The following is a 23,331-nucleotide window of genomic DNA, read 5'->3' on the forward strand; positions in this document are numbered from 1 at the left end:
GATGGCCAAGGGCGGCTGGCGGGCGGTACAGGGCGCGGGTGTCTTCGCGCTGGCGCTTGTACTGGCGGCCTGCGCGACCCCGGCGCCGCGCGACGCCGGCGCGCCCGCGCCCGACGCGACCGAGAGGGCCGTTGATGAGGATCCGGCGCAAGAGGAGCGTGATGCCCCCGAGCCGGAACGCGACCCGACCCCTGGCGCGGCCCTGCAGCTGGCCCAGCAGGCCGAGTCGGCGCGCCAGGCCGGGGATACCGCGCGGGCGGAACAACGCCTGGAACGGGCCTTGCGCATCGCGCCACGGGATGCGGGCCTCTGGCATCAGATGGCCGCGCTGCGTCTGGAACAGGGTCGCCACGAACAGGCCGAGCGCCTGGCGGAGCGTTCGCTGCGGCTGGCGGGTGGGACCGACCGCGAGCTCGGGCTGAAAAACTGGCGCGTGATCCTCGCGGCGCGCGAGGCCCTGGGCGATGCCGCCGGTGCCGAGGAGGCCCGCGAGGCGATCCGCCGTCTGGAAGCCGACGTTGTCTGACGCGGCGGCGGGATCGGCGGCCGTTCACGCCCTGAGCCCGGGGGGCGACCTGGCGGAGGCCGTTGCCGGCTTTCGCCCGCGCGAGCCGCAGCAGCGCATGGCCGTGGCGGTTGAGGAGGCCCTGGCCACCGCACCCACCGCCCTGCTGGTCGAGGCGGCCACCGGGGTGGGCAAGACCTTCGCCTATCTGGTGCCGATCCTGCAGGCGCGCCGCCGCGCCCTGATCTCCACCGGTACCAAGACCCTGCAGGACCAGCTCTTCGAACGCGACCTGCCGGTGGTCTGCGAGGCGCTGGGCTATCGTCCGCGCGCAGCCCTGCTGAAGGGCCGGGCCAACTACCTTTGCCACTATCGCCTGGAACTGGCCGCGGCCGAGGCGGGCGGCGCGACCGGTGGCGGAGTACGCCGTGACCAGTTGCCGGTGATCGAGGCCCTGCAGCGGTTCGCGCGCACCAGTGACACCGGGGATCTGGGGCTGGCCGGGATCCTCGCGGAGGACTCGCGACTCTGGCCGCAGGTCACCTCGACCGTGGACAACTGCCTGGGCGGGGAATGCCCGAACTACAACGACTGCTTTGTGGTGCAGGCGCGCAAGCGTGCCCAGGAGGCGGACGTAGTGGTGGTCAACCACCACCTGCTGCTCGCGGACATGGCCCTGAAGGAGGAAGGCTTCGGAGAACTGCTGCCCGAGGTGGACGCGGTGATCGTCGACGAGGCGCACCAGTTGCCGGATATTGCCGGATCGTTCTTCGGGATTGCCGTGGGCACGCGCGCCCTGCGGGAGCTGGCGCGGGACACGCGGCGTGAACAGGAACAGCATGCGCCGGAGATGCTGGACATTCGCCAGCGGGTCGCGGAACTGGAGGCGTGCGTCGCCGAGTTCCTCGAGGCCTCGCGGACCTGGGAGGGGCGTTCCAGCTGGGATACGGTCAACCCGGAGGGTGCCCTGGATCCGTTGCTGGACCGCCTCGACGCGACCCTGGGGTTCGTCGGGGACGCGCTGGAGGCCGCCGCGGAACGGGCGCCGGGGCTGGAGCAGCTGCGCGGGCGCAGCGCCCTGTTGCTGGAGCGCCTGCGGGAATGGCGCGAGGAGACCCCGGATACCGTGGCCTGGGCGGAGCGCTTCAGCCAGAGCCTGACGCTGCATCGAACGCCGCTGGATGCGGCGCGTCCGCTCGCGCAGCGCCGGGCCGCGCGTCCGGCGGCATGGATCTTTACCTCGGCCACGCTGGCCGTGGGAGAGGACTTCAGCCATGCGGCGCGGCGCCTCGGACTCCCCGCGGACGTGGCCAGCGAACGCCTGGACAGTCCCTTCGATTTTCCCCGTCAGGCCTGCCTGGTGCATCCGCAGCCACCGCTGCCCAATCCCAACGATCCGGGATATACCCGGGCCTGCATTGCCTGGGCGTGGCCGCTGTTGCGGGACAACCCGGGGGGCGGGTTCTTCCTGTTTACCAGTCACCGGGCCTTGCAGGAGGCGGCCGCTATCCTGCGCGCCGAACTGCCCCGCGATCGCGAGCTGCTGGTCCAGGGCGAACAGCCGCGGGGCGATTTGCTGGCGCGGTTTCGCGAGTCGGGGACGGCCTGGCTGCTGGGGGCCCACAGCTTCTGGGAAGGAGTGGACATCCGCGGCGAGGCACTGTCGATCGTGATCATCGATCGCCTGCCGTTCGCCGCGCCCAACGATCCCGTCCTGCAGGCGCGCGCGTCCGCGCTGGAGGCCGAAGGTCGGTCGCCGTTCATGGAGTTCACCCTGCCGCAGGCCGTGCTGGCCCTGAAGCAGGGCGCGGGGCGGTTGATCCGGGATGCTGATGATGCCGGCATCCTGGCCCTGTGCGATCCGCGCCTGACCGGAAAATCCTACGGTCGGCGTTTTCTCGCCAGCCTGCCGCCGTTCCATCGCACCCGGGAACCGGCCGCCGCGCTGCGCTTTCTGGAGCAGGCCCGGGAGACGAATACATGCGCCTGATTGCGCTCGAAACCGCAACTGAACAGTGTTCGGCCGCGCTGTATGTCGATGGCGAGATCCTTGGCGTTGCCGAGCGCGCGGCGCGGCGCCACGGGGAATTGATCCTGGGGCAGGTGGAACAGCTGCTGCGCGAGGCGGATATCCCGCGTGCCAGCCTGGATGGTGTGGCGGTAGGACGCGGGCCGGGGGCCTTTACGGGCGTCCGCCTCGGCCTGGGCGTGGCACAGGGGATGGCCTTCGCGCTGGATCGCCCCGTGGTGCCGGTCTCTACGCTGCAGGCGCTGGCGCAGCAGGCGCTCCGGGAGGGGCGACGGCCGGCAGCCGTACTGGCGGCACTGGACGCGCGCATGGGCGAGATCTACTGGAGCCTTTGTCCGGTCCGGGGGGACCGCGTGGAGACGGCGGCGGAACAGGTCGGGGCGCCTGTCAGCCTGGCGCCTGCCTGGCCCGAGGGCGAGCGTTTCGGTCTGGGATCCGCGTTCGCCGCCTTCCCCGAACTGGCGGCCGCGCACGGGCTGGCCATGGCCGCCGTGGATCCCGACGCGCTGCCGGATGCCCGCGAGATCGCCCTGCTGGCAGTGGACGCCTGGGAGCGCGGCGAGGCCGTGGCCCCCGAGTATGCGCAGCCGGAGTATATCCGCAACGATGTCGCCCGCCCGGCCACGCCGCGATGAGCCGGGAAACCGAAAACGACACCACGCCCTACCCGTGGTTGCCACCGCTGGTCGCCACGATCAAGGCGGAGCCGGAGGACTTTCGGGTCGAGGAAGTACCCGCCACGACGCCCGAGGGGCAAGGCGAGCATGTCTGGCTGGAGATCGAGAAGCGCCTGCTGAACTCGGAGGACGTGGCCGTGTGGCTGGGACGCGAGTCAGGTGCGGGACGCGGCCGGGTGAGCTACGCCGGGCGCAAGGACCGTCAGGCCGTTACCCGCCAGTGGTTCAGCGTGCAGTGCCCGCCCGAGTCCGAGCCGGATTGGGCCGGCCGGGCCGAGGCCTGGAATACCGCACAGGAGGCCGAGGCGACGGGCAGCTGGATGCGGGTGCTGCGCGTGATGCGCCACGCGCGCAAGCTGCGCACCGGCCACCTGGCCGGCAACCGCTTCGAGATCCGACTGGGCGCCGTGCAGGGTGACCGGGCGGCGGCGGAATCGATCCTGGCGGCGGTGCGTGACGGGGGCATCCCGAATTACTTCGGCGCGCAGCGCTTTGGTCGCGATAACCTGGAACGGGCGCGCGCCTGGCTGGGTGGCGGGCGGGCGCCGCGCAGCCGCAATCAGCGCAGTCTCCTGCTCTCCGCCGCGCGCTCGGCGATCTTCAACGCGGTACTCGCGGCCCGCGTGCGCCGTGGCGACTGGGATCGGCTGTTGCCGGGGGACGTGGCCAATCTGGAAGGCTCCGGCAGCGTGTTCGCGGTACCGGAGGTGGATGCCGAGCTGGAGGCCCGTGCCGCCCGTCTCGACATCCACCCGACCGGGCCCCTGTGGGGCCGTGGCGCCATGCTGACGGCGGGCGAGGTGGCGGCGCTGGAGGCGGCCATCGCTGCAGAAGAACCGGTATTGGCGGAAGGGCTGGAGCAGGAGGGTGTCCGGGCCGCCCGCCGATCACTGCGCATGGTACCGCGGGCCGTTGCATGGCGCTGGGAGGGCGACGACCTGTGGTTGTCGCTGGAACTGGGGGCCGGGGAATATGCGACGGGGGTCCTGGACGCGATTGGCAACGCGCGGGATGCGGACCGGTCGGGCTGACCGGGGCGGGCTCAGGCGGAGTTCTTGAGCTTGCTTTCGGCGCGTTCGGCGCGCTGTTCGGCCTCCACGCGGTCGGTGATGTCCTTCTGGATGCCGATGTAGTACGTGAGCCGGTCCTCGTCGTTGAATACCGGGGTCAGCGACAGTTCGTTCCAGAACAGGCTGCCGTCCTTGCGGTAATTGCGCAGGGTCACGCGGCAGGGGCGGTTTTCCTCGATGGCCGAGCGGATCTCCTGGCGCACCTCCTGATCGGTGTCGCTGCCCTGGAGGAACCGGCAATCGCGGTAGAGGATCTCTTCGGAGCGGTAGCCGGTGAGTTCTTCGAAGGCCCGATTGACGTAGATCAGGATGTTGTCATCGCCCTCGCGCTCGGCGATGACGATGCCGTCATTGGAGGCATCCACGGCGAGGGCGAGGAGTTCGGCGTCTATCGTTCGGGTCATAAACGTGTAGCGATCTGGTCTGCGAGTCGAGCGCGCCAGGGCCCTGTACCGGGCGCAACCTCCGCGCTTGTATGGCACGAAAATAGCACGTTCCGGTGCCACTGTGTTCAAAAATCGGACACCAGCCGGGATGTTTTCGCGTGGCGCGGACATAAAAAAGGCCGCCCGAAGGCGGCCTTTCTCGATGGGGTCCGGGCTGTTCGCCGGAGCCACACGAAGATTCACATCTCCTGGGTCACGGTGAAGGCGCCGCGCACCTCACCCTCGCGGAAGCCGGTCGCCTGATCTTCGGGGTACAGACGTTCCAGCGCGTGCTTTACTTCGCCGCTGACCTCGGATCCGTGGCAGGTGAGGCAGGCCCCGCCGGTCGGGATGGCGGCCATGAAGCGGAACTTCGGCTCGCCGTCTTCGGCCTCGACCACGCCGAAGCGGGGCGGGAGATCCGCGGCCGGGGTACCAGCCGCGTGCTGGGCCTCGAAGCCCTGCAGGGTGAGGCGTTCCCAGCGGTCCGGGGCGTTGTTCTGGTTACGCAGCTTCAGGCTGGTGCGACCGATCTCAATGCCGGTCTCGGCCGAGATGTCACGTGCAATCTCGGGGGCGCGTTCGTTGCAGACCTGGATGGCCTCGGTCGGGCCGCCCGATTGCATGGCGGACATCAGCTCGCCCTGCAGGGTGCTGGCGAACTTCTGGATGGCGTCACGATTGGCGGCGATGCGTTCCTGCAGATCATCCTGGCTCAGCTGGGGCATCGTGTCGGCACTGGCGTAGCCGCTGCCGGCGGTGAATGCGATCAGGCCGAGGGCCAGGGGGGCAAGCTTCCAGTTCTTCATGGCAAATACCTCGCAGTGCAGAGTCCGTTGCGTCCTGTACCTATACAAGAGCTGTACAAAGCATGGACCGATCGTGGTTGGAATGCAAGGAAGGGCGTACGGAAAGGATAGCCCACCGGGTTTCCGGTTTCCGTAGCGCACCTCACAGGCCTCGACTCAGTCTAAGCGTGAATATCGCGAATTGCGAATATGGCAAGGGCCGTATGTGAGTGTGCCGTTGGTTGGGGCGGTCACGGCCCGTGCGCATGGGGTCTCAGGGAGACGCTGATTTAATCGTACGTCCGCGCTCGAGTCGCTTTTGCGTGCGAACAAGGCGCGGTGACTGCCGTGCAGTTATTCTGCACAAGGGAACCGCAACGCCGTTCCCGCGCAAAAGCGGCCGAGCCCCTGCTTTCAATGGCTTGTGGGGTTGGTGCCCCCCGATTCTGAATGAATATGGCCCGATCCTGCGTTGCGCCCCGAATCCATCAGAAACGGGCGGGTAGAACCACTAGCCGCTGCACGACGCGCCTTGTCTCGGAAAACAGGGGGCACCAACGCGGACGTGCGATTAAATCAGCGTCTCCCTCAGCGAGCGGAATCCGGGTTGCGCGGGCGTTTGAGCAGGACGTAGACCGCCCCGGTTCCACCGTCGGCCGGACGTGCGGAACAAAAGGCGAGTACATCGTCGCGCTGGCGCAGCCAGTGGTCGGTGAGACCCTTGAGGACCGGGCCTTGCTGGCGCGAGCGCAGTCCCTTGCCATGCACGATGCGAACGCACAGGGCTCCTTCCCGGCGGGCATCGTCGAGGAACAGGCCGATGGCGCGGCGCGCCTCGTCGGCGAACAGGCCATGCAGGTCGATCTCGTCCTGGATGCGGTAATGCCCGCCGCGCAGCTTGCGGAATACCCGCTGGCTGATACCCGGGCGCGCGAAGCGGAGTTCATCGCCGGGCTGCAGGTCAGCGGCGTTGAGTGGATCGCTGAGCCAGTCGGCGTGGGCCTGGGCCTCGTCGGCGTCGCGCTGGCGGGCCCGGGCGGCGGGTCGCGGCGGCCGCACGTCGGCCTGATCGCTGTGGAGTCGACGAACGTTGCCAACCGCCTGCAGGAATTCGTCGAAATCGTTGGGATCATCCCCGGAGTTCATGGCAGGATACTCGCACTTTTCGGGGGGCGGGCGCGATCGTGTCGAGCGACGGGCCCGGCCCGGACGGTTTCCAGTATATTAAGAGCCCTCTCAACGGCCCCTTTCCTGCATGCGCATTCTGGTTAGCAACGACGATGGAATTCACGCCCCGGGCATTCAGTGCCTGGCGACGCATCTGCGCCGGATTGCCGAGGTCCATGTGGTGGCGCCCGACCGCGATCGCAGTGGCGCCAGCAACAGTCTGACCCTGGTGCGGCCGCTGCGCACGCGTCACCTTCAGGGGGGCGACGTGCAGGTGGACGGGACGCCGACCGACTGTGTCCACCTGGCGATCACCGGCCTTTTGCAGCAGGAACCGGACGTGGTGATCTCCGGCATCAACGCGGGTGCCAACATGGGGGATGACGTGCTTTATTCGGGCACGGTCGCCGCCGCGATGGAGGGGCGCTTCCTGGGACTCCCGGCGATCGCGGTTTCGCTGGTGGGGCCGGACCTGCGCCATTACGACGCCGCCGCGAGCGTGGTGGTCGAGCTGCTGGACCGCATCAATCGCGTGCCGCTGCCGGCGGCCACCATCCTGAACGTGAACGTCCCCGATCTGCCGCGCGCGGAGATCCGCGGGGTCCAGGCCACGCGCCTGGGGCATCGCCACCGGGCCGAGCCGATGATTGCGGACGAGGATCCCCGCGGGCGTCCGATCTACTGGGTCGGGCCGGCCGGTTCGGAACAGGATGCCGGGCCCGGTACGGATTTCCATGCGGTGCGCGAGGGGTATGTCTCGGTCACGCCGATCCAGGTGGACCTGACCCGCTTTGACGCGATCGATACGGTAGGGCGCTGGCTGGACGATTCCCTGCCGGAGGCTGGGCATGGTTCCTGATGCCGCCGGCGCGGGCCTGACCTCGCAGCGGGCGCGCGATCGCCTGGTCCGGATCCTGGAGGGGCAGGGGATTCGCGATCCACGGGTCCTGGAGGCCGTGCGCAGCATCCCGCGCCACCTGTTCGTAGAAGAGGCTCTGGGGCACCGTGCCTACGAGAACACGGCCTTGCCGATCGGTCATCGCCAGACCATTTCCCAGCCCTTTATCGTTGCGCGGATGACCGAGGCCCTGCTGGAAGGTGATCGCCCGCGCACGGTCCTGGAGATCGGGACGGGCTCGGGCTATCAGGCCGCCGTGCTGGCCCAGATCGTGGATCGGGTGTTTTCGGTGGAACGCATCCAGGCGCTGAGCCGCAACGCGCGCGAGCTTCTCAGTCGTCTGGGGATCAACAACGTGAACCTGCGCCATAGCGACGGTGGGGAAGGGTGGCCGGAGAAGGGGCCGTTCGACGGCATCATCCTGACCGCCGCTCCCCGGGAGGTGCCGGAGGCGCTGCTGACCCAGCTGGCGCTGGGCGGCCGACTGGTCGCGCCGGTGGAGGGTCCGGACGGGCGCCAGCAACTGGTGCGCTACACCCGGACGGAGGAGGCCTACGTGCGCGACATCCTGGATGCCGTGATGTTCGTGCCCATGCTGCCGGGGGCCGAGCAGTGACGCGGGTGGCGCCCCTTGCGGGTGGGTGTGACTGAGCCGATGGTGGTGTGGCGCCGATGAAGCTCTTCGAGCCCCTATACGACCGGGTGATGGGATGGTCCCGTCACCCCCATGCGCCGCGCTATCTGGCCGGGCTTTCGTTCGCCGAATCCTCGTTCTTTCCGGTCCCGCCGGACGTGATGCTCGCGCCCATGGCGGCCGCTCGCCCGCGCTCGGCCTGGCGTCTGGCCGCGCTGACGACACTGTTTTCTGCCCTCGGCGGTCTGCTGGGTTACCTGATTGGCTGGCTGGCGTTCGAGTGGATCGGCCCCTGGTTGCAGCAGGTGGGGTATGGCGAGGAGTTGCGCCAGGCCGAGGCCTGGTTCGCGACCTGGGGGGTATGGGTGGTGCTGATTGCCGGTTTCTCGCCGATCCCCTACAAGCTGTTCACCGTCACCGCCGGGGCCTTGTCGATGGCCTTGCTGCCGTTCTTCATCGCCTCGCTGGTCGGGCGCGGGCTGCGCTTCTTTCTGGTGGCGCTGTTCATGGCCTGGGCCGGTCCGCGCGCGGAGCAGCACCTGCGCCCGTACATGGAACGCCTGGGCTGGGCCGCAGTGATCCTGCTGGTCGCGGTCATGGCGGTTTACCTGGTCATGGACTGACCGATGCGCCTGCACGCGGTTCAGGGGGTGCTGACGATCGTACTGCTGGCCCTGATCGTGGGCACGCTGGCCGGTTGCGCGGCGCGGGCCCCCAGCGGGAGCGGGGCCTCGATGCCGGATACGCACGTCGTGCAGCGCAACGAGACGCTTTATCGAATTGCCCAGCGCTATGGGCTCGAATGGCGTGACCTCGCGCGGCGCAACGCGATCGATGCCCCCTATTTGATCCACCCGGGTCAGCGCCTGCGGCTGCGGGGCGCCGCCCGCTCGTCCCCGCCCAGCGCGCCTCAGGCATCGTCCGCGCCGAGTTCGCGATCGTCCTCGTCCGGCAGTTCCGGGAGTGGCAGCAGCTCCAGCAGTGGGGCGTCCAGCTCGACCTCCAGCAGTTCGAGTTCCAGTCCGAGTTCGGCGCCTGCCGATCCGGGGGGCTGGCAATGGCCCGCGGACGGCCAGGTATTGCGCGGCTTCTCCAGTAGCGGCACGCGGCGAGGCCTGGCGATCGGCGGCGAACGTGGAGATAACGTCCGCGCGACGCGGGCCGGCGAAGTGGTCTATGCAGGCGGCGGTCTCGTGGGGTATGGTCGATTGGTCATCCTCAAACACGATGCGCGGTTCCTCAGCGCCTACGGGCACAACGATGAACTGCTGGTTTCGGAGGGTGACCGGGTGCAGGCGGGTGACACGATCGCGCGTCTGGGCTCGTCGGGGGCCGAGCGCCCGATGCTGCATTTCGAGATCCGGGTGGATGGGACGCCGGTAGACCCGACGCGCTATCTCCCGGATCGCTGAAACGATCAAGAGCAGGACACTACATGGCCAAGACCCGGCAGCCGGTGGACCCGGAACTGGATGACGAACGCCTGACCGAAGGCCCGGCCGAGGACGAAGACGGGGAGGCGCTGCCCGAAGATCTGGCCCGGCCGGTCGAGTCCATGCAAGCCCCCGAAGATCCTGAAGATGCCGAGGACGACGCGGACGACGCGGCGCAGGTGGCCCCCGAGGTCACGGTTGGCCTTGAGCCGGAAACCGAGGCACCCGTGCGGCCGAAAACCCTGCGTGATGCCCGGCCGGCCGAGCTGGATGCCATCCAGATCTACCTGCGCGATATTGAGTACCGCCCGCTGCTGACCCCCGATGAAGAACGCAAGTACGCCCGGCTGGCACGTCAGGGCGATGACGCCGGTCGGCGCCGCATGATCGAGTGCAACCTGCGGCTGGTGGTAAAGATTGCCAGGCGTTACCTCAACCGGGGGCTGCCACTGCTGGATCTGATCGAGGAAGGCAACCTCGGTCTGATGCACGCGGTCGAGAAGTTCGACCCGGAGCGGGGGTTCCGGTTTTCCACCTATGCGACCTGGTGGATCCGCCAGACCATCGAGCGGGCCCTGATGAATCAGGGGCGGACGATCCGCATTCCCGTGCATGTCAGCAAGGAACTGCGCATGCATGCGCGGATCGCGCGCAACCTGACCCAGGAACTCGGCCGCGACCCGAGCGAGGAGGAGCTGGCGCAGCGCCTCGGCAAGCCGGTGGCCGAGATCCAGAAGCTGCGCGCGATGTCCGAGCCCTCGACCTCGATGGACCTGCCGTCGGGCCCGGACGGGGACCGCTCGCTGACCGATATCCTGGCCGATGCGAATGCCCCGGAGCCCTCTACACTGCTGGAGGATCAGGACCTCCACCATCTGGTGGAGGCCTGGCTGGCGGAACTCGATCACAAGCAGCGCGAGGTGCTGGTGCGTCGGTTCGGGCTGCACGGTTTCGAACGCTCGACGCTGGAGCAGGTGGGGTCGGAGATCGGCGTGACCCGCGAACGCGTGCGGCAAATTCAGATGGATGCCCTCAAGCGGCTGCGCAAGCTGCTCGAATCGCGCGGGATGAAGGGCGACGAGGTCCTGCCGAACTCCTGACCCGGGTTCCCCGGGCGGTGGTCCGACTACCCCTCGATGATCAGAGCTGCGGCGACGTCGCGGCCCTCCGCCATGATCAGGTTGTAGGTGCGGCAGGCCGCCGCGGTATCCATGATCTCCACGCCCAGCCCCTGAGCGCGAAGGTGTCGCCAGACCGCACGGTCCGGAAACCGCTGCAGCTCGCCGGTGCCGATCAGCAGCACCTCGGGCGGGGTGTCCAGTACGGCTTGCAGGTGATCCACCCGCAGCTCGTCCGCCGCCTGCACCGGCCAGTCGGTTTGCAGCTGGTGCGGGCGGACAATCAGGCTGCGGCTGTGGGCCACCTGATTGATCCCGACGCGACCGGTCTCGTAGCCGGTCACGATGTAGGACTCTTCGCTGGTGACTTCGGAGAACAGCATGCTGCGTACGCTACTCCGGCGCCGTGAATGACTCAAGAATGCGCGCCCTCACCAAAGGGCGGCGGCGCCCCGATTCGTTGACAGGTCCGGGCCCGGGTTATACTTTGGCGCGCTTTCCGGTGCGGCATCCGGAGGGGCCTTCAGGGTCCCGGAAAACAACCGCCAAGGCCCCAACCAGGACCCAGACCCGTGACCGACGTCTTCCCCCGTATCGAGCGCCTCCCGCCCTACGTCTTCAACATCGTGAACCAGTTGAAGGCCGAGGCCCGCGCCCGTGGCGAGGACATTATCGACTTCGGGATGGGCAACCCCGACCAGCCGACGCCGCAGCACATCGTGGACAAGCTGTGCGAGGCGGCCCAGCGCGGCGATACCCATCGCTACTCCGTGTCCAAGGGCATCCCGCGCCTGCGTCGTGCGATCACACGCTGGTACAAGACCCAGTTCGACGTGGATCTGGACCCGGAGACCGAGGCCATCGTGACCATCGGTTCCAAGGAGGGCCTGGCGCACCTGGCACTGGCGACCCTGGGGCCGGGGGATGCCGTCCTGGTGCCGAACCCGGCGTATCCCATTCATCCGTATGGCTGCGTGATCGCCGGCGCCGACGTGCGCCATGTGCCGCTGACGCCGGATGTCGACTTCTTCGCCGAGCTGGAGCGGGCGATCCAGGACTCCTGGCCGAAGCCGAAGATGCTGATCCTGAACTTTCCGGCGAACCCGACCACGCAATGCGTGGATCTCGAGTTCTTCGAGCGGGTGGTGGCGATCTGCAAGGAACACGGCATCTGGATCGTGCACGACCTGGCCTATGCGGAGATCAGCTTCGATGGCTACAAGGCGCCGTCGATCTTCGAGGTGCCGGGTGCCAAGGACATTGCGGTGGAGTTCTACACCCTGTCCAAAACCTACAACATGCCCGGCTGGCGCGTGGGCTTCATGTGCGGCAATCCGACGCTGGTGGCCGCCCTCGCGCGCATCAAGTCCTACCTCGATTACGGGACCTTTACCCCGATCCAGGTGGCCGCGATCGCGGCGCTGGAAGGTCCGCAGGACTGTGTCGAGGAGATCCGCGAGTTGTACCGCGTGCGCCGGGATGTACTCTGCGACGGCCTCAACAAGCTCGGCTGGCAGGTGGAAAAGCCGAAGGCGACCATGTTCGTCTGGGCCCCGATCCCGGAACCGTACCGCGAGATGGGATCGCTGGAGTTCGCGAAGAAGATGCTGCGTGACGCCAAGGTGGCCGTCTCGCCGGGCATCGGGTTCGGCAACTATGGCGATGACCACGTGCGCTTCAGCCTGATCGAGAACGAACAGCGCACCCGCCAGGCGCTGCGCGGGATCAAGGCGATGTTCCGGGCCGACTCGATCCTCGCCGACGCGGCCGAGGAAAGCTCGGGTTCGAACGCCTGAGGCGCGCGGGCCGCGTTCGAATGCAATCAACACCGGGCGCCGGACGGCGCCTGACGTCAAGGACAGCAAGGCTATGACGCCGGTAAAGATCGGAATTCTTGGACTGGGTACGGTGGGCTGCGGCACGGTGAACGTGCTCGCGCGCAACGGCACCGAGATCGCCCGCCGCGCGGGTCGCGATATCCAGGTCGTGGCGGCCGCCGCGCGCGATGTCAACCGCGAGCGGGAATGTGACTGTTCGCAGATCCGGCTGACCACCGATCCGGCGGCGGTCGTGAATGACCCCGAGGTCGAGGTCGTCGTCGAACTGATGGGCGGCACCGACCCGGCCCTGAACCTGGTGCTGGCCGCGATCGACGCCGGCAAGCACGTGGTCACCGCGAACAAGGCCCTGATCGCTTTGCACGGCAATACGATCTTCGAGCGCGCCCAGCAAAAGGGCGTGATGGTCGCCTTCGAGGCCGCGGTGGCCGGTGGCATCCCGATTATCAAGGCGATTCGCGAGGGCCTGGCCGGCAACCAGATCGAATGGCTGGCCGGCATCATCAACGGCACCGGCAACTTCATCCTGACCGAGATGCGCGACAAGGGTCGCGATTTCGAGGACGTGCTGGCCGAGGCTCAGGCGCTGGGCTATGCCGAGGCCGACCCGACCTTTGACGTGGAAGGCATCGACGCGGCCCACAAGCTCGCGATCCTGGCCTCCATTGCCTTTGGCATTCCGCTGCAGTTCGACCGCGTGGCGGTGGAAGGCATCAGCAACATCACCCGCGAGGATGTCGGTTTCGCCGCCGAGCTGGGCTACCGTATCAAGCACCTGGGCATCGCCCGGCGCACCCCCAAGGGCTACGAGCTGCGGGTGCACCCCACGCTGATCCCGGAACGCCGGTTGATCGCCAACGTGGACGGCGTGATGAACGCGGTGCTGGTCAACGCCGACGCCGTGGGCCCGACGCTGTACTACGGTGCGGGTGCGGGCGCGGAGGCCACCGCCTCGGCCGTGGTCGCCGATCTGGTCGACGTGGTGCGTGCCCTGACCACCGACCCCGAGAATCGCGTGCCGCATCTGGCCTTCCAGCCGGATGCCTTGTCGGACAAGCCGGTGCTGGATCTGGCGGACGTCGAGACGTCGTTCTACCTGCGTCTGCGCACGCAGGACCGTCCGGGCGTGCTGGCCGACATCACCCGCATCCTCGGCGAGCACGGCATCAGCATCGAGGCGATCCTGCAGCGTGAACCGGATCCGGAACGCGGCGAGGCCACGATCATCATGCTCACGCACAAGGTGCGCGAGGGTTCGATGAACGAGGCGATTACCGCGCTCGAGGCGCTGGATCACCTGCTGACCCCGATTACCCGTATCCGCATGGAAGGGCTGGCGCGCTGATCCCGGCGCCCGGACTGCAACCGCAACGACAGAGAACATCATGGCCTTTGGACACCGCTATACCGGACTGATCGAACGCTACCGCGACCGCCTGCCGGTGCATGACGACACCCGCATCATCTCGCTGGGCGAGGGCAACACGCCGCTGATCCGGCTGAACAACATCCCGCGTGATCTGGCGCGGGAGGTCGAGATCTACGTGAAGTTCGAGGGGCTCAACCCCACCGGTTCGTTCAAGGACCGCGGCATGACCATGGCCGTGACCAAGGCGGTGGAAGAGGGCTCGCGGGCGATCGTCTGCGCCTCCACCGGCAACACCTCCGCGGCGGCGGCTGCCTATGCCGCCCGCGCCGGGATCACCGCGTTCGTGGTGATCCCGGATGGCAAGATCGCGATGGGCAAGCTGGCCCAGGCGATGATGCATGGCGCGACGGTGATTCAGATCGAGGGCAACTTCGACGACGGCATGCGCCTGGTCAAGGAAGTGGCCTCCAACACCCCGGTGACCCTGGTCAACTCGGTCAATCCGTATCGCCTGCAGGGCCAGAAGACCGCCGCTTTCGAAATCGTCGAGGAGCTGGGTCGGGCCCCGGACTATCACTGCCTGCCGGTGGGCAACGCGGGTAACATCACCGCGCACTGGATCGGCTACAGCGAGATGGCGGCCAAGAGCAGTGACGACGTGACCGATGCCTGCGCCTATTGCAAGGGCCACTGCAAATATGCCGGAGGCGGCATGGTGGGTAACCGCCCGCATATGGTGGGCTACCAGGCCTCGGGCTCCGCGCCGTTCATGCGCGGCGCGATGGTGGACAACCCGGATACCGTGGCGACCGCGATTCGCATTGGCCATCCGCAGTCCTGGGACATGGCGTGGACGGTGCGCGAAGAGTCGGGTGGCTGGTTCGATGAATGCCAGGACGACGAGATCCTTGCCGCGCAGAAGCTGCTGGCCGAGAAGGAGGGCGTGTTCTGCGAGCCGGCCTCGGCCGCATCCCTGGCCGGCGCCCTGCGCGACATCCGCGACGGCAAGATCCCGGAAGGCTCGACGGTCGTGTGCACGCTCACGGGCAACGGACTGAAGGACCCGGACACCGCGATCGCGCAGAGCGTGGTGCAGCCGACCAAGGTGCCGGCCGAGCTGGACGCGGTCTCCCGCGCGATTCGCGACAACCTGAGCTGAGGCCACGCCGTGCCGGCCGGCCTCAGGGCTTGCTGCGCAGGTCCAGGTCGAACAGGGTGTCCCCCCCCAGTCGGAAGATCCGGCAGGGCGGGCGCAGGGCCTGATCCAGCGAGTCGATCTCCGGCAGCGTGACGCCGGGGCGCCCGGACCCGATCAGCATCGGTGCGATGGTGAGGTGCAGACGGTCCAGGGTGTCGGCCTGCAGGAAGCGCGAAACCGTTTGCCCGCCACCCTCGACCAGCAGGCGGTGCAGGCCCATCTCCGCCAGCCGCCCGCGGATCTGTGCCGGGTCGAAGCGCCCGTCGTCCCCGGTGGGCATCTCCAGGCATTCCACGTGTTCGGGAAGCCCGCAGGGGCCGTAGCCGGCCGCGTGGAGGACGAGCGTGCGGACCTCGGCATGGCGGAAGACATGGGCATCGGCGGGGATGCGGCCGTCGGGGTCCAGGATCACGCGCACCGGATTCGGGCCCTCGGTCTTGCGCACGGTCAGACGGGGGTCGTCCGCGACCACGGTTCCGGCGCCGACGATGACGGCATCCACCAGGGCCCGCAGGCGGTGCAGGCGCTCGATATCCTCGGGGCCGGTGACGTAGTGCGAATGGCCGCTGGCAGTGGCGATGCGTCCGTCCAGGCTTTGCCCGAGCTGGGCCACGGTGATGCTGGGCGCCTCGACGATCGGGCCGTAGAGATCCAGCAATTCGTGGGCACCCGGCGCCAGGGGCCCGGGCAGGGGGCAGCACCCGGGATCGGCCCGCTGGGCCAGCAGCCAGCGCCAGGCTTGTTCCTCGGTGACCGGATATGCCGTCATGCTGCAAATTCCGGGGTTACGGGACCGCGACCGGCCAGTTGGGGTAGGCTAGGGGCCGATCTCCCGCACGCGTAGCCGATCAGTCCCGAATTCGGCAGGTTCCTGATGACACGTCTGGAGTATCCGGGGCTCGCCTTCGGGGAATTCGCGGGTTGCGGGCGGGTCATAAACAAAACTCCCTATGGACGTACCCGATGCATAACGCCGATCGCGGGATCTTTGATCTGCGCCGGGGCCATCCGGTCCTGGTAAGTGGTTCGCAGTCGAGTGTACTCGTTGCGGCCGTCGAGGGTCTGACCCCCGTTCTGCTGGATCGTTTGACCCACATGACCGGGGCGTCGCCTCGACTGATTCTAACTGCGCACCGGGCCTCTGCAATGGGCTGGGCCCAGCCGCTGCAGGAAGGCTGGGAGGGCGTGGCCCTCGAGTTCGCCCCGGACACCGATCCCGAGGCGCTGTTTACTCTGGCCAGTGCCCCCGAGGCCTCGAACGAGGCCGGACACCCCGATGCCGCCCTCGGCCAGCCGACGGTGACGCGGGCATTGCCGGCGGAAGTCGCCGCCCTGGAACTGGTGCGGGCGGGTCGCCTGTTGCCGGCGGTGGTGGCCGCCCCGGTGCCCGAACCGGTGCCCGAGGCGATACAGTCGGCGCTTGCCGATGGCATGTTCCTGGATGTAGACGAGCAGGAGGCCCGGGCCGTGGCCCAGCATCCGCGGCTGGAGCTGGCCTACGTCAGCGAGGCCCCCGTGCCGCTCGCGGATGCTCCGGTCACGCGCTTCATGCTGTTCCGCGAGGGTAACGGGATTCTGGAGCATGTGGCCGTTTTGATCGGCGAGCCCCGGGACTGGCCCGAGGCGGTCCCGGTGCGACTGCATTCGGCCTGCCTGACCGGCGATCTGTTCGGTAGCCTGCGCTGCGACTGCGGCGACCAGTTGCGGCTGGGTGTGAAGACCATCAACGAGTCGGGTGGGGGCGTGCTGCTGTACCTGGCGCAGGAAGGCCGCGGCATCGGGCTGGCCAACAAGCTGCGCGCGTACACCATGCAGACGGCCGGTCTGGACACCATCGACTCCGACTGCCAGCTGGGCTTCGAGGCGGACGGGCGGCGCTACGATGCGGCCGTGGAGATGCTGGAATTCCTGGGTATCGATACCGTCCGTCTGCTGACCAACAACCCCGGCAAGATCGAGGCGCTGCGGGCCGGCGGCATCGACGTGGTGGCGCGCGAGCCGGTGCACGGCAAGCTGAATCCGCACAACCTGCGCTACCTCAGCACCAAGGCCGACCGCGGCGGTCACTGGCTGCAGGAACTGCTGGCCTCGGAGGCCGAGCGCGGCTGAGGGACCGGTCAGGCGCGCAGTTGCGCCAGATCGAAGCGGGCCGTGTCCCGGATGGCGGCGGCCAGGATTCCGGCATAGTGCGCCACCAGGCGTTCGCCGAGGTCCGCGGTCGCCGCGCGGGCATCGCCCACGACCCCTGAGTGATTGAGGTCCTGCGCCATCCAGGCGAAGGACGCGCGGCCCTCGGGTTCCAGCACCTCCATTGTCTCGGCCAGCGTGGCCCCCAGCGACGGCGCGTCCGCGGCCGCGTCCATGTGGACGGTCTCCGGCGCGAGGAAGCGCATCATCGCGGTCTCGATCAGCCCTCCGTGCAGGCCGTGGCGGAGTTCCTCGGCCGGGATGCCGAATTCGGGCGGCGGGGGCTGGGTGAAGTAGTGATGCTTGACCACCAGCATACTGTGGTCCCGGCGCAGCTCCAGCGCGGCCAGGTCGCAGATCGCGGTGTTGCCGCCGTGGCTGTTCACGATCAGCAGTCGGCGAAGACCGCTGCGCGCTACGCTCTCGCCAAGATCACGCAGCAGGGCCAGCGCGGTCTCGGGGCGCAGGGTCAGCGTGCCAGGGAAGTCTGTGTGTTCATGACTGGTAGCGACGGCCACGGGCGGAAGGACGACCCGCGGCAGATCCTCCGGCAGGGCCTCGCAGGCCGTCCGCAGGAGCCCCAGGCCGATACGGTAGTCGGTCTCCAGCGGGAGGTGCGGGCCGTGTTGCTCGATCGCCGACAGGGGCAGGAGCGCAACGGCGTCGCGCGCGGCGAGTTCGGCGATCCCGGCGCTTGTACGGTCCTGCCACCAGGGGAGGTCTCGGGCTCTCATGCGTCCAGCCTTGCCGCCTGGGGGCGTGGCGTCAAGCGACAGGGCGGCGGGCATATAGATCGCCCGAACCCAGGCGGTCGCCGTGTGCCTCCAGCCAGGTCAGGATTTCCGCGCCGGACTGCCATTGGGCAAAGCGGTACTGGCGTTGCTCGCCGGGGATCAGGTTGTACTCGTAGGTATCGAGCGCATCGAGTTGCCGGAGGCAGTCGCGGGTGACGTCCAGCGCACCGGCGACGAATTCGAACGAGAGGGCCGGGACCGCGTGGGTGAGCCCGCGCAGGACCTCGGCCTCCAGGCCTTCGACATCGATCTTGCAGAAGGCGGGGGTGCCGTATTCCTCGATCAACTGGTCGAGGGTGACCATGGGGACCGTGATCTCGTCGTCCCAGTGCACGTGCTGGAAGCTCCGGTTGTGGTTGCGCAGCGATCGGACCCAGGGGCGCGAGGCGGAGGAGACCGTGGGGTGGCGCCGGCTGATCTGCAACTGCGCGGAGCCGGGGCGCGGCCCGGCGACCTCGCGGCGGATCGCGATACCCGGCCGGCCGCGCACGGCGCGCCGTAACCAGGGCAGGAGCTGGGGCTGGGGTTCCAGTGCCACGACCCGAGCGCCCAGGGCGGCAAAGGCCAGGGTGCGGTCGCCGACGTGGGCCCCGATGTCGAACACCAGGTCGCCGGGCTGGACGAACGGGGCATACATGCGCTGCAGACCTCGCTGCCGGCCGGGGCGGCGGTAGATGATCAGCGAGCGCAGGACACCTATCGCCCGGTCCAGCCAGGCCATGCGGGAAGGGCTTTGCGGGGATGCATTCATCCCGGCAGGCTAACCGAGCCGGGGCCACGGGGGAACGCCGGCGGTCTAGCAGAGTCTTCAGGAGGGTTGGCAGTTACGTGCCTGGCACGAGCGGCCGGGTAGAACGGGCGGGACGAGGAGCGATGCATGAGTGCAGGTTTTCGGATGCTGAAACGGCTGGTTTCTTCGGGTCTGCTGGCCGTTTCGCTGGTGAGCGTTGCCCAGGCCGGTGACGACTGTGCCGCCGCTGGCGTCTGGTCGGCGCCGGGCGGCGAGCGGCTGGATACGGCCGAGTTGTATGCCGACCTGGCAAGGCGTGATGTGGTCTTGCTGGGCGAGCGCCATGACCGAATGGATCATCATCGCTGGCAATTGGCGACCCTGGCGGCACTGCATGGGTATCGCCCGGACCTGGTGATCGGCCTCGAGATGCTGCCGCGTTCCAAACAGCCGGTCCTGGATGCCTGGGTCGCGGGCGAACTGGACCCGGAGGCCTTCCTGGAAGCGAGCGGCTGGTATACCCACTGGGGCTTCGATCCCGACCTGTACTGGCCCATCCTGCACTTCGCCCGTTTGCATGACGTGCCCCTGCTGGCGCTGAACCTGGAGCGGGAGTCGATCCGGCGGCTGGGCCATGAAGGCTGGGACGCGTTGGACGAGGAGGCACGCGACGGCGTATCCGCCCCGGCCGCGCCCAGCGACGGGTACCGGGCGTATCTGGAATCCGTATTGGAACGCCACCCGGCCGGGATGGGGCCGGATGCGGAGCGCTTTGTCGCGACCCAGGTGGCCTGGGACCGCATGATGGCGGGCGCCATCTCCGCGCATCTCGAGGCGGGCGGCGAGCGTCCTCCGCTGGTGGCGGCGATCATCGGTTCGGGGCATCTGGAATACGGCTACGGGGTACCCCACCAGCTCGCCGATCTGGGCGTGACAGACACGGCGGTGCTTTTGCCGCGCGAGCCCGGGGAATGCGCGGAAACCGACCCGGACCTGGCGGATGCCGTATTCGGGGTCCCGCGCGACGATCGATTCGAACTTTCGGGGGCCCTGCTTGGGGTACACCTGGAGGCCGATGACCAGCAGGGTATTCGCATCCTGCGGGTCCAGCCGGACTCGGTGGGCGAGGCCGCCGGCTTGCAAGCGGGGGACCGCGTCCTGCGGGCCGGGGACCGATCCATCCGCGCGGCGAGCGACCTGCAGCGCGTGGTGCGGGCCGTCGCGCCCGGTACCTGGCTACCCCTGGAGATCGAGCGCGAGGGCGAGCAGCTCGAGCGGGTAGCGCGTTTCCCGCGCGGGGACTGAACCATGCGAACCGGCTTGCTTGCGGGCGTCATCATCGCCGTAGGACTGCTTCTGGCGCCGCTCCCCGGCGCGGCCTCGGTTGCCGGGGTGGTGGTGGTGCAGGTGGAACTGGATCCCGGCCAGTCGCGGCTGGAGGGCCGCTACGAGGCGGACCCGGCGCAGGTGGATCCGGCCACTCTGCGGCGCTTCCGGCTCGATCCGGGGATTGCCGTGGACGCCGTGTCGCTGGGCGGGCACCCCGTCGAGTTCGAGCGTAGCGGAGATGGCTGGCTGGAGCTGGCGCGCGCGCCGGAGGCCGATGCCGGCGCCCTGGTGATTCGCTACGGCGCACGTCTGCCCGCACTGGACGATGCGCGACCCGGAAGCGGATTCCTGGCCCCGGAGGGCGGATATCTGCCGGCGGGGGCGGACTGGTATCCGCGCCGACCGGAGCAGGAGCCGCATGCCGTGCGTATTGAAGTGACCAGTCTCGGCGGCCATCGGGCGGTCGCATCCGGCTCGCAGGTGGCGGAGGAGCGCGAAGGCGACCGGTACCGCACGACCTTCGAACTCCCGGCGGGACGCGCGCTGGCCGTGGCCACCGGACCCTGGGACGCGGTCGAGCAGGAGGTTGGAACGGTCACGGTGCGCACGCTGTTTCCGGCTCACCTGGAGGCCGAATTCGGCGCGACCTATCGCGAGCAGGCGGCAGGCTATATCGAGCGCTTCAGCGAGGCGATCGGGCCATATCCCTACGACACTTTCACCATCGCCGCGAGTCCGCGGCCGGTGGGGCTGGCCTTCCCGGGTTTTACGCTGATGGGCGAGCGCGTGATTCCGTTGCCGTTCATCCCCCATACCTCCCTCGGACACGAAGTGCTCCACGCCTGGTGGGGGACGGGGGTGTACGTGGACGCCTCGGGCGGCAACTGGTCGGAAGGGCTGACCACCTTCATGGCCGATTACCAGTTCAAGCGGGATCGTGGTGAGGGGCGTGAGGAGCGCGGGCAGTGGCTGCGTGACTACGCGGCCCTGCCCAGTGAGCAGGACCGGCCACATGCCAGCTTCCGAGGCGGGAATTCGGGCGCCGCGCGGATTGCCGGGTATCACCGCGGAGCGATGCTGTGGCGGATGCTGGAGGACCGGATCGGGGAGGAGGCCCTGCGCGCCGGCGTGCGCGACCTGTATGCCGAGTGGCTTTTTCGCGAGGCCGACTGGGCGGCCGTGAGCGAGGCCTTCGACCGGGAGACGGACGAGGACCTGCGCCCCTTCTTCGAGCAATGGATCGAACGTACGGGGGCGCCGACGCTGGAACTGGCCGCGCTGCGGCTGGAGCCGCGCGGGAACGGGTGGCAGGTGACGGGGCAACTGCGTCAAGCGGATGACGACGACCCGTGGCACCTGCGTGTGCCGCTGGTGCTGAAGACCGAGGAGGGGCGCGAAACGCACTGGATCGAGCTGGAGAGCGTGTCCCGGCCAGTTTCGATCAAGACCGACAGGCGGCCGCGGGCGGTCGCCGTCGATCCGGACTGGCGGCTGTTCCGGCATCTGGCCGATGGCGAGTCGCCGGACATCCTGCGCCAGGGCGCTCTGGATCCGGATGTGCGGGTGTTCGCGCTCGGGGAAGCCGGGGCCGCCGAGGTCGCGCCCTGGCTGGGGCGTGTGCCCGAGGTCGCGGAGGGCATGGGGGGCACGCGGATCCTGCTGGGCACGCATGCCGCCGTGGCGGAATGGCTGGACGCGCGCGGGCTCGAACCGGAGCCCGCGGCCGTGGAGCCGGGCCTGGAAACGGGAACCAGCGCCCGGGCCTGGACGGTCCCCGGCACGCAACTGGTGGTAATCAGCGGCCCGGATGCGGAGGCCCGGCGTAGTGCCGCGGCCGCCTTGCGGCATCGGTCGCACTACAGCTATCTGCTTGCGACCGCGGGTGGGGACTGGGAGACGGGCCTCTGGCCGCAACCCGGCATCTGGCAGGAGCTGGCCAATGACGACTGAGTTTCGACTCGATCCGCGGCTTGTCGCGGACACCTGGGCCGTGGCGGAGTGGCCGCTGTCCAGCGTCCGATTGATAGATCACTGGGACTACCCCTGGTTCATCCTGGTCCCGCGGCGCCCCGACCTGCGGGAACTGCATGCACTCGCGGTGGAGGATGCCACCCAGCTGGCCCGCGAATCGCGCGCCCTGGCCCGGGCGATGGATCAGGCCTTCGTCCCGCGAGCGCTGAACGTGGCCAAGCTGGGCAACATCGTGGAGCAGTTGCATCTGCACCATGTGGCGCGCTTCGAGGGAGACCCGGCCTGGCCCGGCCCGGTCTGGGGCGCGCCGAAATCGCGGGGCCTGGAAACACAAGAGGCCGAGGACCGCATCGCGCGGGTCCTCGGCCTCGTGGAAGACGTCGGCGGTTAGGCCGGCGTCTTGCTTCAGGGTATGCGTCAGAAGCGGTAGCCGACGTTCATCCCGAAGGTCCAGGGGTCGATGTTGACGGTACCGAGATGGGCGCCACCCAGCGACACGTCGGTGTCGATGTCGATCCAGCGCACTTCGGCATTCACGAACCAGTTGTCGTCCACCGCGAAGTCGATCCCGGCCTGCACCGCGGCGCCCCAGGAGTCGTCCAGGTCGACATCCTGCCCCAGCGTGACTGACGCCGTATCTTCGTCGAAGAAGTAGGTGTAGTTGATACCGGCACCCACGTAGGGGCGGACCGCGGTACCGGTGTTGAAGTGGTACTGCAGGCTCAGCGTCGGCGGCAGGTGGCGCGTGCTGCCGATGTCGACCCCGCCCACGTTCAGATCATGCTTGAACGGGATGGCGACCAGGAGTTCCAGACCCAGGTTGTCCGTCATCATGTAGGTGATGTTGCCGGACGGACGGGTGTTCGACCCGACGTCAGCCGGAGCTGTTGCGCTCAGCCCCAAGCCGCTGGCATTCAGGTTGCCGTTGTCGGACTTGGGGGCCACGTGGGTCAGGCCGCCGCGGATCAGCCAGTCGCCGGCGGAGACGTCGGCGTTGGCGGCGGTGGCGTGGGCCGGGATCAGGGCGGCAGGGGCCAGAAGGCCGGCCAGCGCCAGGGAGCGGAAGGTCAGGGTGTGTCGCATGTTCGATTCCTCCGAAGGCGTGTTGGTCGGAGGTACTATCGCGCCGCGCGTATCAGTATTCGTTGATGCAGATCATCTCCGCTGATGG

24 protein-coding genes are annotated in these 23,331 nt (G+C 68.5%); 16 read left to right on the forward strand and 8 right to left on the reverse strand.

The features are described 5' to 3' along the window. The first annotated feature begins 1 nt into the window (after position 1). Genes F793_RS0101745 through truD form a run of 4 tightly spaced genes read left to right on the forward strand, consistent with a single transcriptional unit; the run spans position 2 to position 4,242 of the window. On the forward strand, positions 2-526 hold the full coding sequence (locus F793_RS0101745) for a tetratricopeptide repeat protein (RefSeq protein ID WP_018882160.1): 525 nt from the start codon (positions 2-4) through the stop codon (positions 524-526). Beyond that, positions 519-2,495 (forward strand): ATP-dependent DNA helicase, encoded by a 1,977-nt coding sequence (locus tag F793_RS0101750; protein WP_018867394.1) that lies wholly within the window; start codon positions 519-521, stop codon positions 2,493-2,495. The genes F793_RS0101745 and F793_RS0101750 overlap by 8 nt, the downstream gene beginning before the upstream one ends. Beyond that, on the forward strand, positions 2,486-3,169 hold the full coding sequence (tsaB, locus tag F793_RS0101755; protein WP_018877758.1) for a tRNA (adenosine(37)-N6)-threonylcarbamoyltransferase complex dimerization subunit type 1 TsaB: 684 nt from the start codon (positions 2,486-2,488) through the stop codon (positions 3,167-3,169). Before F793_RS0101750 ends, tsaB begins: the two co-directional genes overlap by 10 nt. Beyond that, complete coding sequence (truD, locus tag F793_RS0101760) at positions 3,166-4,242, forward strand: tRNA pseudouridine(13) synthase TruD (protein WP_018877757.1); 1,077 nt, start codon at positions 3,166-3,168, stop codon at positions 4,240-4,242. The genes tsaB and truD overlap by 4 nt, the downstream gene beginning before the upstream one ends. Positions 4,243-4,253: 11 nt before the next feature. Here the strand turns inward: truD and F793_RS0101765 are convergent, their stop codons facing one another. The 3 genes from F793_RS0101765 to F793_RS0101775 all read right to left on the reverse strand — a co-directional run bounded on the left by F793_RS0101765 (position 4,254) and on the right by F793_RS0101775 (position 6,640). Further along, a complete protein-coding gene (locus F793_RS0101765) occupies positions 4,254-4,685 on the reverse strand; it encodes a PAS domain S-box protein (protein WP_026280423.1) in 432 nt (143 codons plus the stop codon). Positions 4,686-4,906: 221 nt separating this feature from the next. Next, positions 4,907-5,515: a DUF3365 domain-containing protein gene (locus F793_RS0101770; protein WP_018882159.1), complete on the reverse strand. Its 609-nt coding sequence runs from the start codon at positions 5,513-5,515 to the stop codon at positions 4,907-4,909. A 567-nt stretch (positions 5,516-6,082) separates the two neighbouring features. Beyond that, positions 6,083-6,640 (reverse strand): Smr/MutS family protein, encoded by a 558-nt coding sequence (locus tag F793_RS0101775; RefSeq protein ID WP_018867399.1) that lies wholly within the window; start codon positions 6,638-6,640, stop codon positions 6,083-6,085. A gap of 109 nt (positions 6,641-6,749) precedes the next feature. Between F793_RS0101775 and surE the strand changes: the two genes are divergently transcribed. From surE to rpoS, 5 genes are read left to right on the forward strand one after another with little or no spacing between them, the layout of a single operon-like run. Next, entirely contained in the window at positions 6,750-7,520 is a 771-nt protein-coding gene (gene surE / locus F793_RS0101780) for a 5'/3'-nucleotidase SurE (protein WP_018875374.1), read from the forward strand. Next, positions 7,510-8,175 (forward strand): protein-L-isoaspartate(D-aspartate) O-methyltransferase, encoded by a 666-nt coding sequence (locus F793_RS0101785; protein ID WP_018867401.1) that lies wholly within the window; start codon positions 7,510-7,512, stop codon positions 8,173-8,175. The genes surE and F793_RS0101785 overlap by 11 nt, the downstream gene beginning before the upstream one ends. A 56-nt stretch (positions 8,176-8,231) precedes the next feature. Further along, positions 8,232-8,816: a YqaA family protein gene (locus tag F793_RS0101790; RefSeq protein WP_018867402.1), complete on the forward strand. Its 585-nt coding sequence runs from the start codon at positions 8,232-8,234 to the stop codon at positions 8,814-8,816. A gap of 3 nt (positions 8,817-8,819) precedes the next feature. Then, positions 8,820-9,605: a peptidoglycan DD-metalloendopeptidase family protein gene (locus F793_RS0101795; protein ID WP_026279289.1), complete on the forward strand. Its 786-nt coding sequence runs from the start codon at positions 8,820-8,822 to the stop codon at positions 9,603-9,605. A 23-nt stretch (positions 9,606-9,628) separates the two neighbouring features. Next, positions 9,629-10,726 carry an RNA polymerase sigma factor RpoS gene (gene rpoS / locus F793_RS0101800; protein ID WP_018882158.1) on the forward strand — a complete coding sequence of 366 codons (1,098 nt, stop codon included), beginning with the start codon at positions 9,629-9,631 and terminating at the stop codon, positions 10,724-10,726. A 26-nt stretch (positions 10,727-10,752) separates the two neighbouring features. Here rpoS and F793_RS0101805 read toward each other — a convergent pair whose 3' ends face one another. Then, a complete protein-coding gene (locus F793_RS0101805) occupies positions 10,753-11,127 on the reverse strand; it encodes an Mth938-like domain-containing protein (RefSeq protein WP_018875375.1) in 375 nt (124 codons plus the stop codon). A gap of 189 nt (positions 11,128-11,316) precedes the next feature. Here F793_RS0101805 and alaC point away from each other — a divergent pair, with 189 nt between their 5' ends. From alaC to thrC, 3 genes are all read left to right on the forward strand, one after another. Then, positions 11,317-12,540 carry an alanine transaminase gene (gene alaC / locus F793_RS0101810; protein ID WP_018875376.1) on the forward strand — a complete coding sequence of 408 codons (1,224 nt, stop codon included), beginning with the start codon at positions 11,317-11,319 and terminating at the stop codon, positions 12,538-12,540. 73 nt (positions 12,541-12,613) lie between these two features. Next, entirely contained in the window at positions 12,614-13,927 is a 1,314-nt protein-coding gene (locus F793_RS0101815; protein ID WP_018882157.1) for a homoserine dehydrogenase, read from the forward strand. 40 nt (positions 13,928-13,967) lie between these two features. Then, positions 13,968-15,110 carry a threonine synthase gene (gene thrC / locus F793_RS0101820; RefSeq protein WP_018867409.1) on the forward strand — a complete coding sequence of 381 codons (1,143 nt, stop codon included), beginning with the start codon at positions 13,968-13,970 and terminating at the stop codon, positions 15,108-15,110. A gap of 22 nt (positions 15,111-15,132) precedes the next feature. Here thrC and F793_RS0101825 read toward each other — a convergent pair whose 3' ends face one another. Further along, complete coding sequence (locus F793_RS0101825; RefSeq protein ID WP_018877753.1) at positions 15,133-15,918, reverse strand: RibD family protein; 786 nt, start codon at positions 15,916-15,918, stop codon at positions 15,133-15,135. Between the two features lie 194 nt (positions 15,919-16,112). Here F793_RS0101825 and ribA point away from each other — a divergent pair, with 194 nt between their 5' ends. Further along, positions 16,113-17,258 carry a GTP cyclohydrolase II RibA gene (gene ribA / locus F793_RS0101830; protein WP_026279290.1) on the forward strand — a complete coding sequence of 382 codons (1,146 nt, stop codon included), beginning with the start codon at positions 16,113-16,115 and terminating at the stop codon, positions 17,256-17,258. Between the two features lie 8 nt (positions 17,259-17,266). Here the strand turns inward: ribA and F793_RS0101835 are convergent, their stop codons facing one another. Further along, a complete protein-coding gene (locus F793_RS0101835) occupies positions 17,267-18,070 on the reverse strand; it encodes a creatininase family protein (protein ID WP_018882156.1) in 804 nt (267 codons plus the stop codon). A gap of 31 nt (positions 18,071-18,101) precedes the next feature. Continuing rightward, positions 18,102-18,881, reverse strand: coding sequence for an FkbM family methyltransferase (locus F793_RS0101840; protein ID WP_038037030.1), 780 nt, complete (start codon positions 18,879-18,881; stop codon positions 18,102-18,104). A gap of 126 nt (positions 18,882-19,007) precedes the next feature. On the opposite strand from F793_RS0101840, the gene F793_RS0101845 reads away from it, so the two are divergent. From F793_RS0101845 to F793_RS0101855, 3 genes are read left to right on the forward strand one after another with little or no spacing between them, the layout of a single operon-like run. After that, positions 19,008-20,165 carry a ChaN family lipoprotein gene (locus F793_RS0101845; RefSeq protein ID WP_026280848.1) on the forward strand — a complete coding sequence of 386 codons (1,158 nt, stop codon included), beginning with the start codon at positions 19,008-19,010 and terminating at the stop codon, positions 20,163-20,165. 3 nt (positions 20,166-20,168) lie between these two features. Beyond that, a complete protein-coding gene (locus F793_RS0101850) occupies positions 20,169-22,139 on the forward strand; it encodes a M1 family metallopeptidase (RefSeq protein WP_018882153.1) in 1,971 nt (656 codons plus the stop codon). After that, positions 22,129-22,551: an HIT domain-containing protein gene (locus tag F793_RS0101855; RefSeq protein ID WP_018882152.1), complete on the forward strand. Its 423-nt coding sequence runs from the start codon at positions 22,129-22,131 to the stop codon at positions 22,549-22,551. The genes F793_RS0101850 and F793_RS0101855 overlap by 11 nt, the downstream gene beginning before the upstream one ends. 26 nt (positions 22,552-22,577) lie before the next feature. Here F793_RS0101855 and F793_RS0101860 read toward each other — a convergent pair whose 3' ends face one another. Continuing rightward, the gene (locus F793_RS0101860) at positions 22,578-23,243 is read right to left on the reverse strand and encodes an OmpW family protein (protein ID WP_018875383.1); all 666 of its coding nucleotides are present in this window, start codon (positions 23,241-23,243) and stop codon (positions 22,578-22,580) included. Positions 23,244-23,331: the final 88 nt, after the last annotated feature.

This window comes from Thioalkalivibrio sp. ALE22 (assembly GCF_000381445.1).
In the GTDB taxonomy this organism is placed as follows: Bacteria; Pseudomonadota; Gammaproteobacteria; order Ectothiorhodospirales; family Ectothiorhodospiraceae; genus Thioalkalivibrio.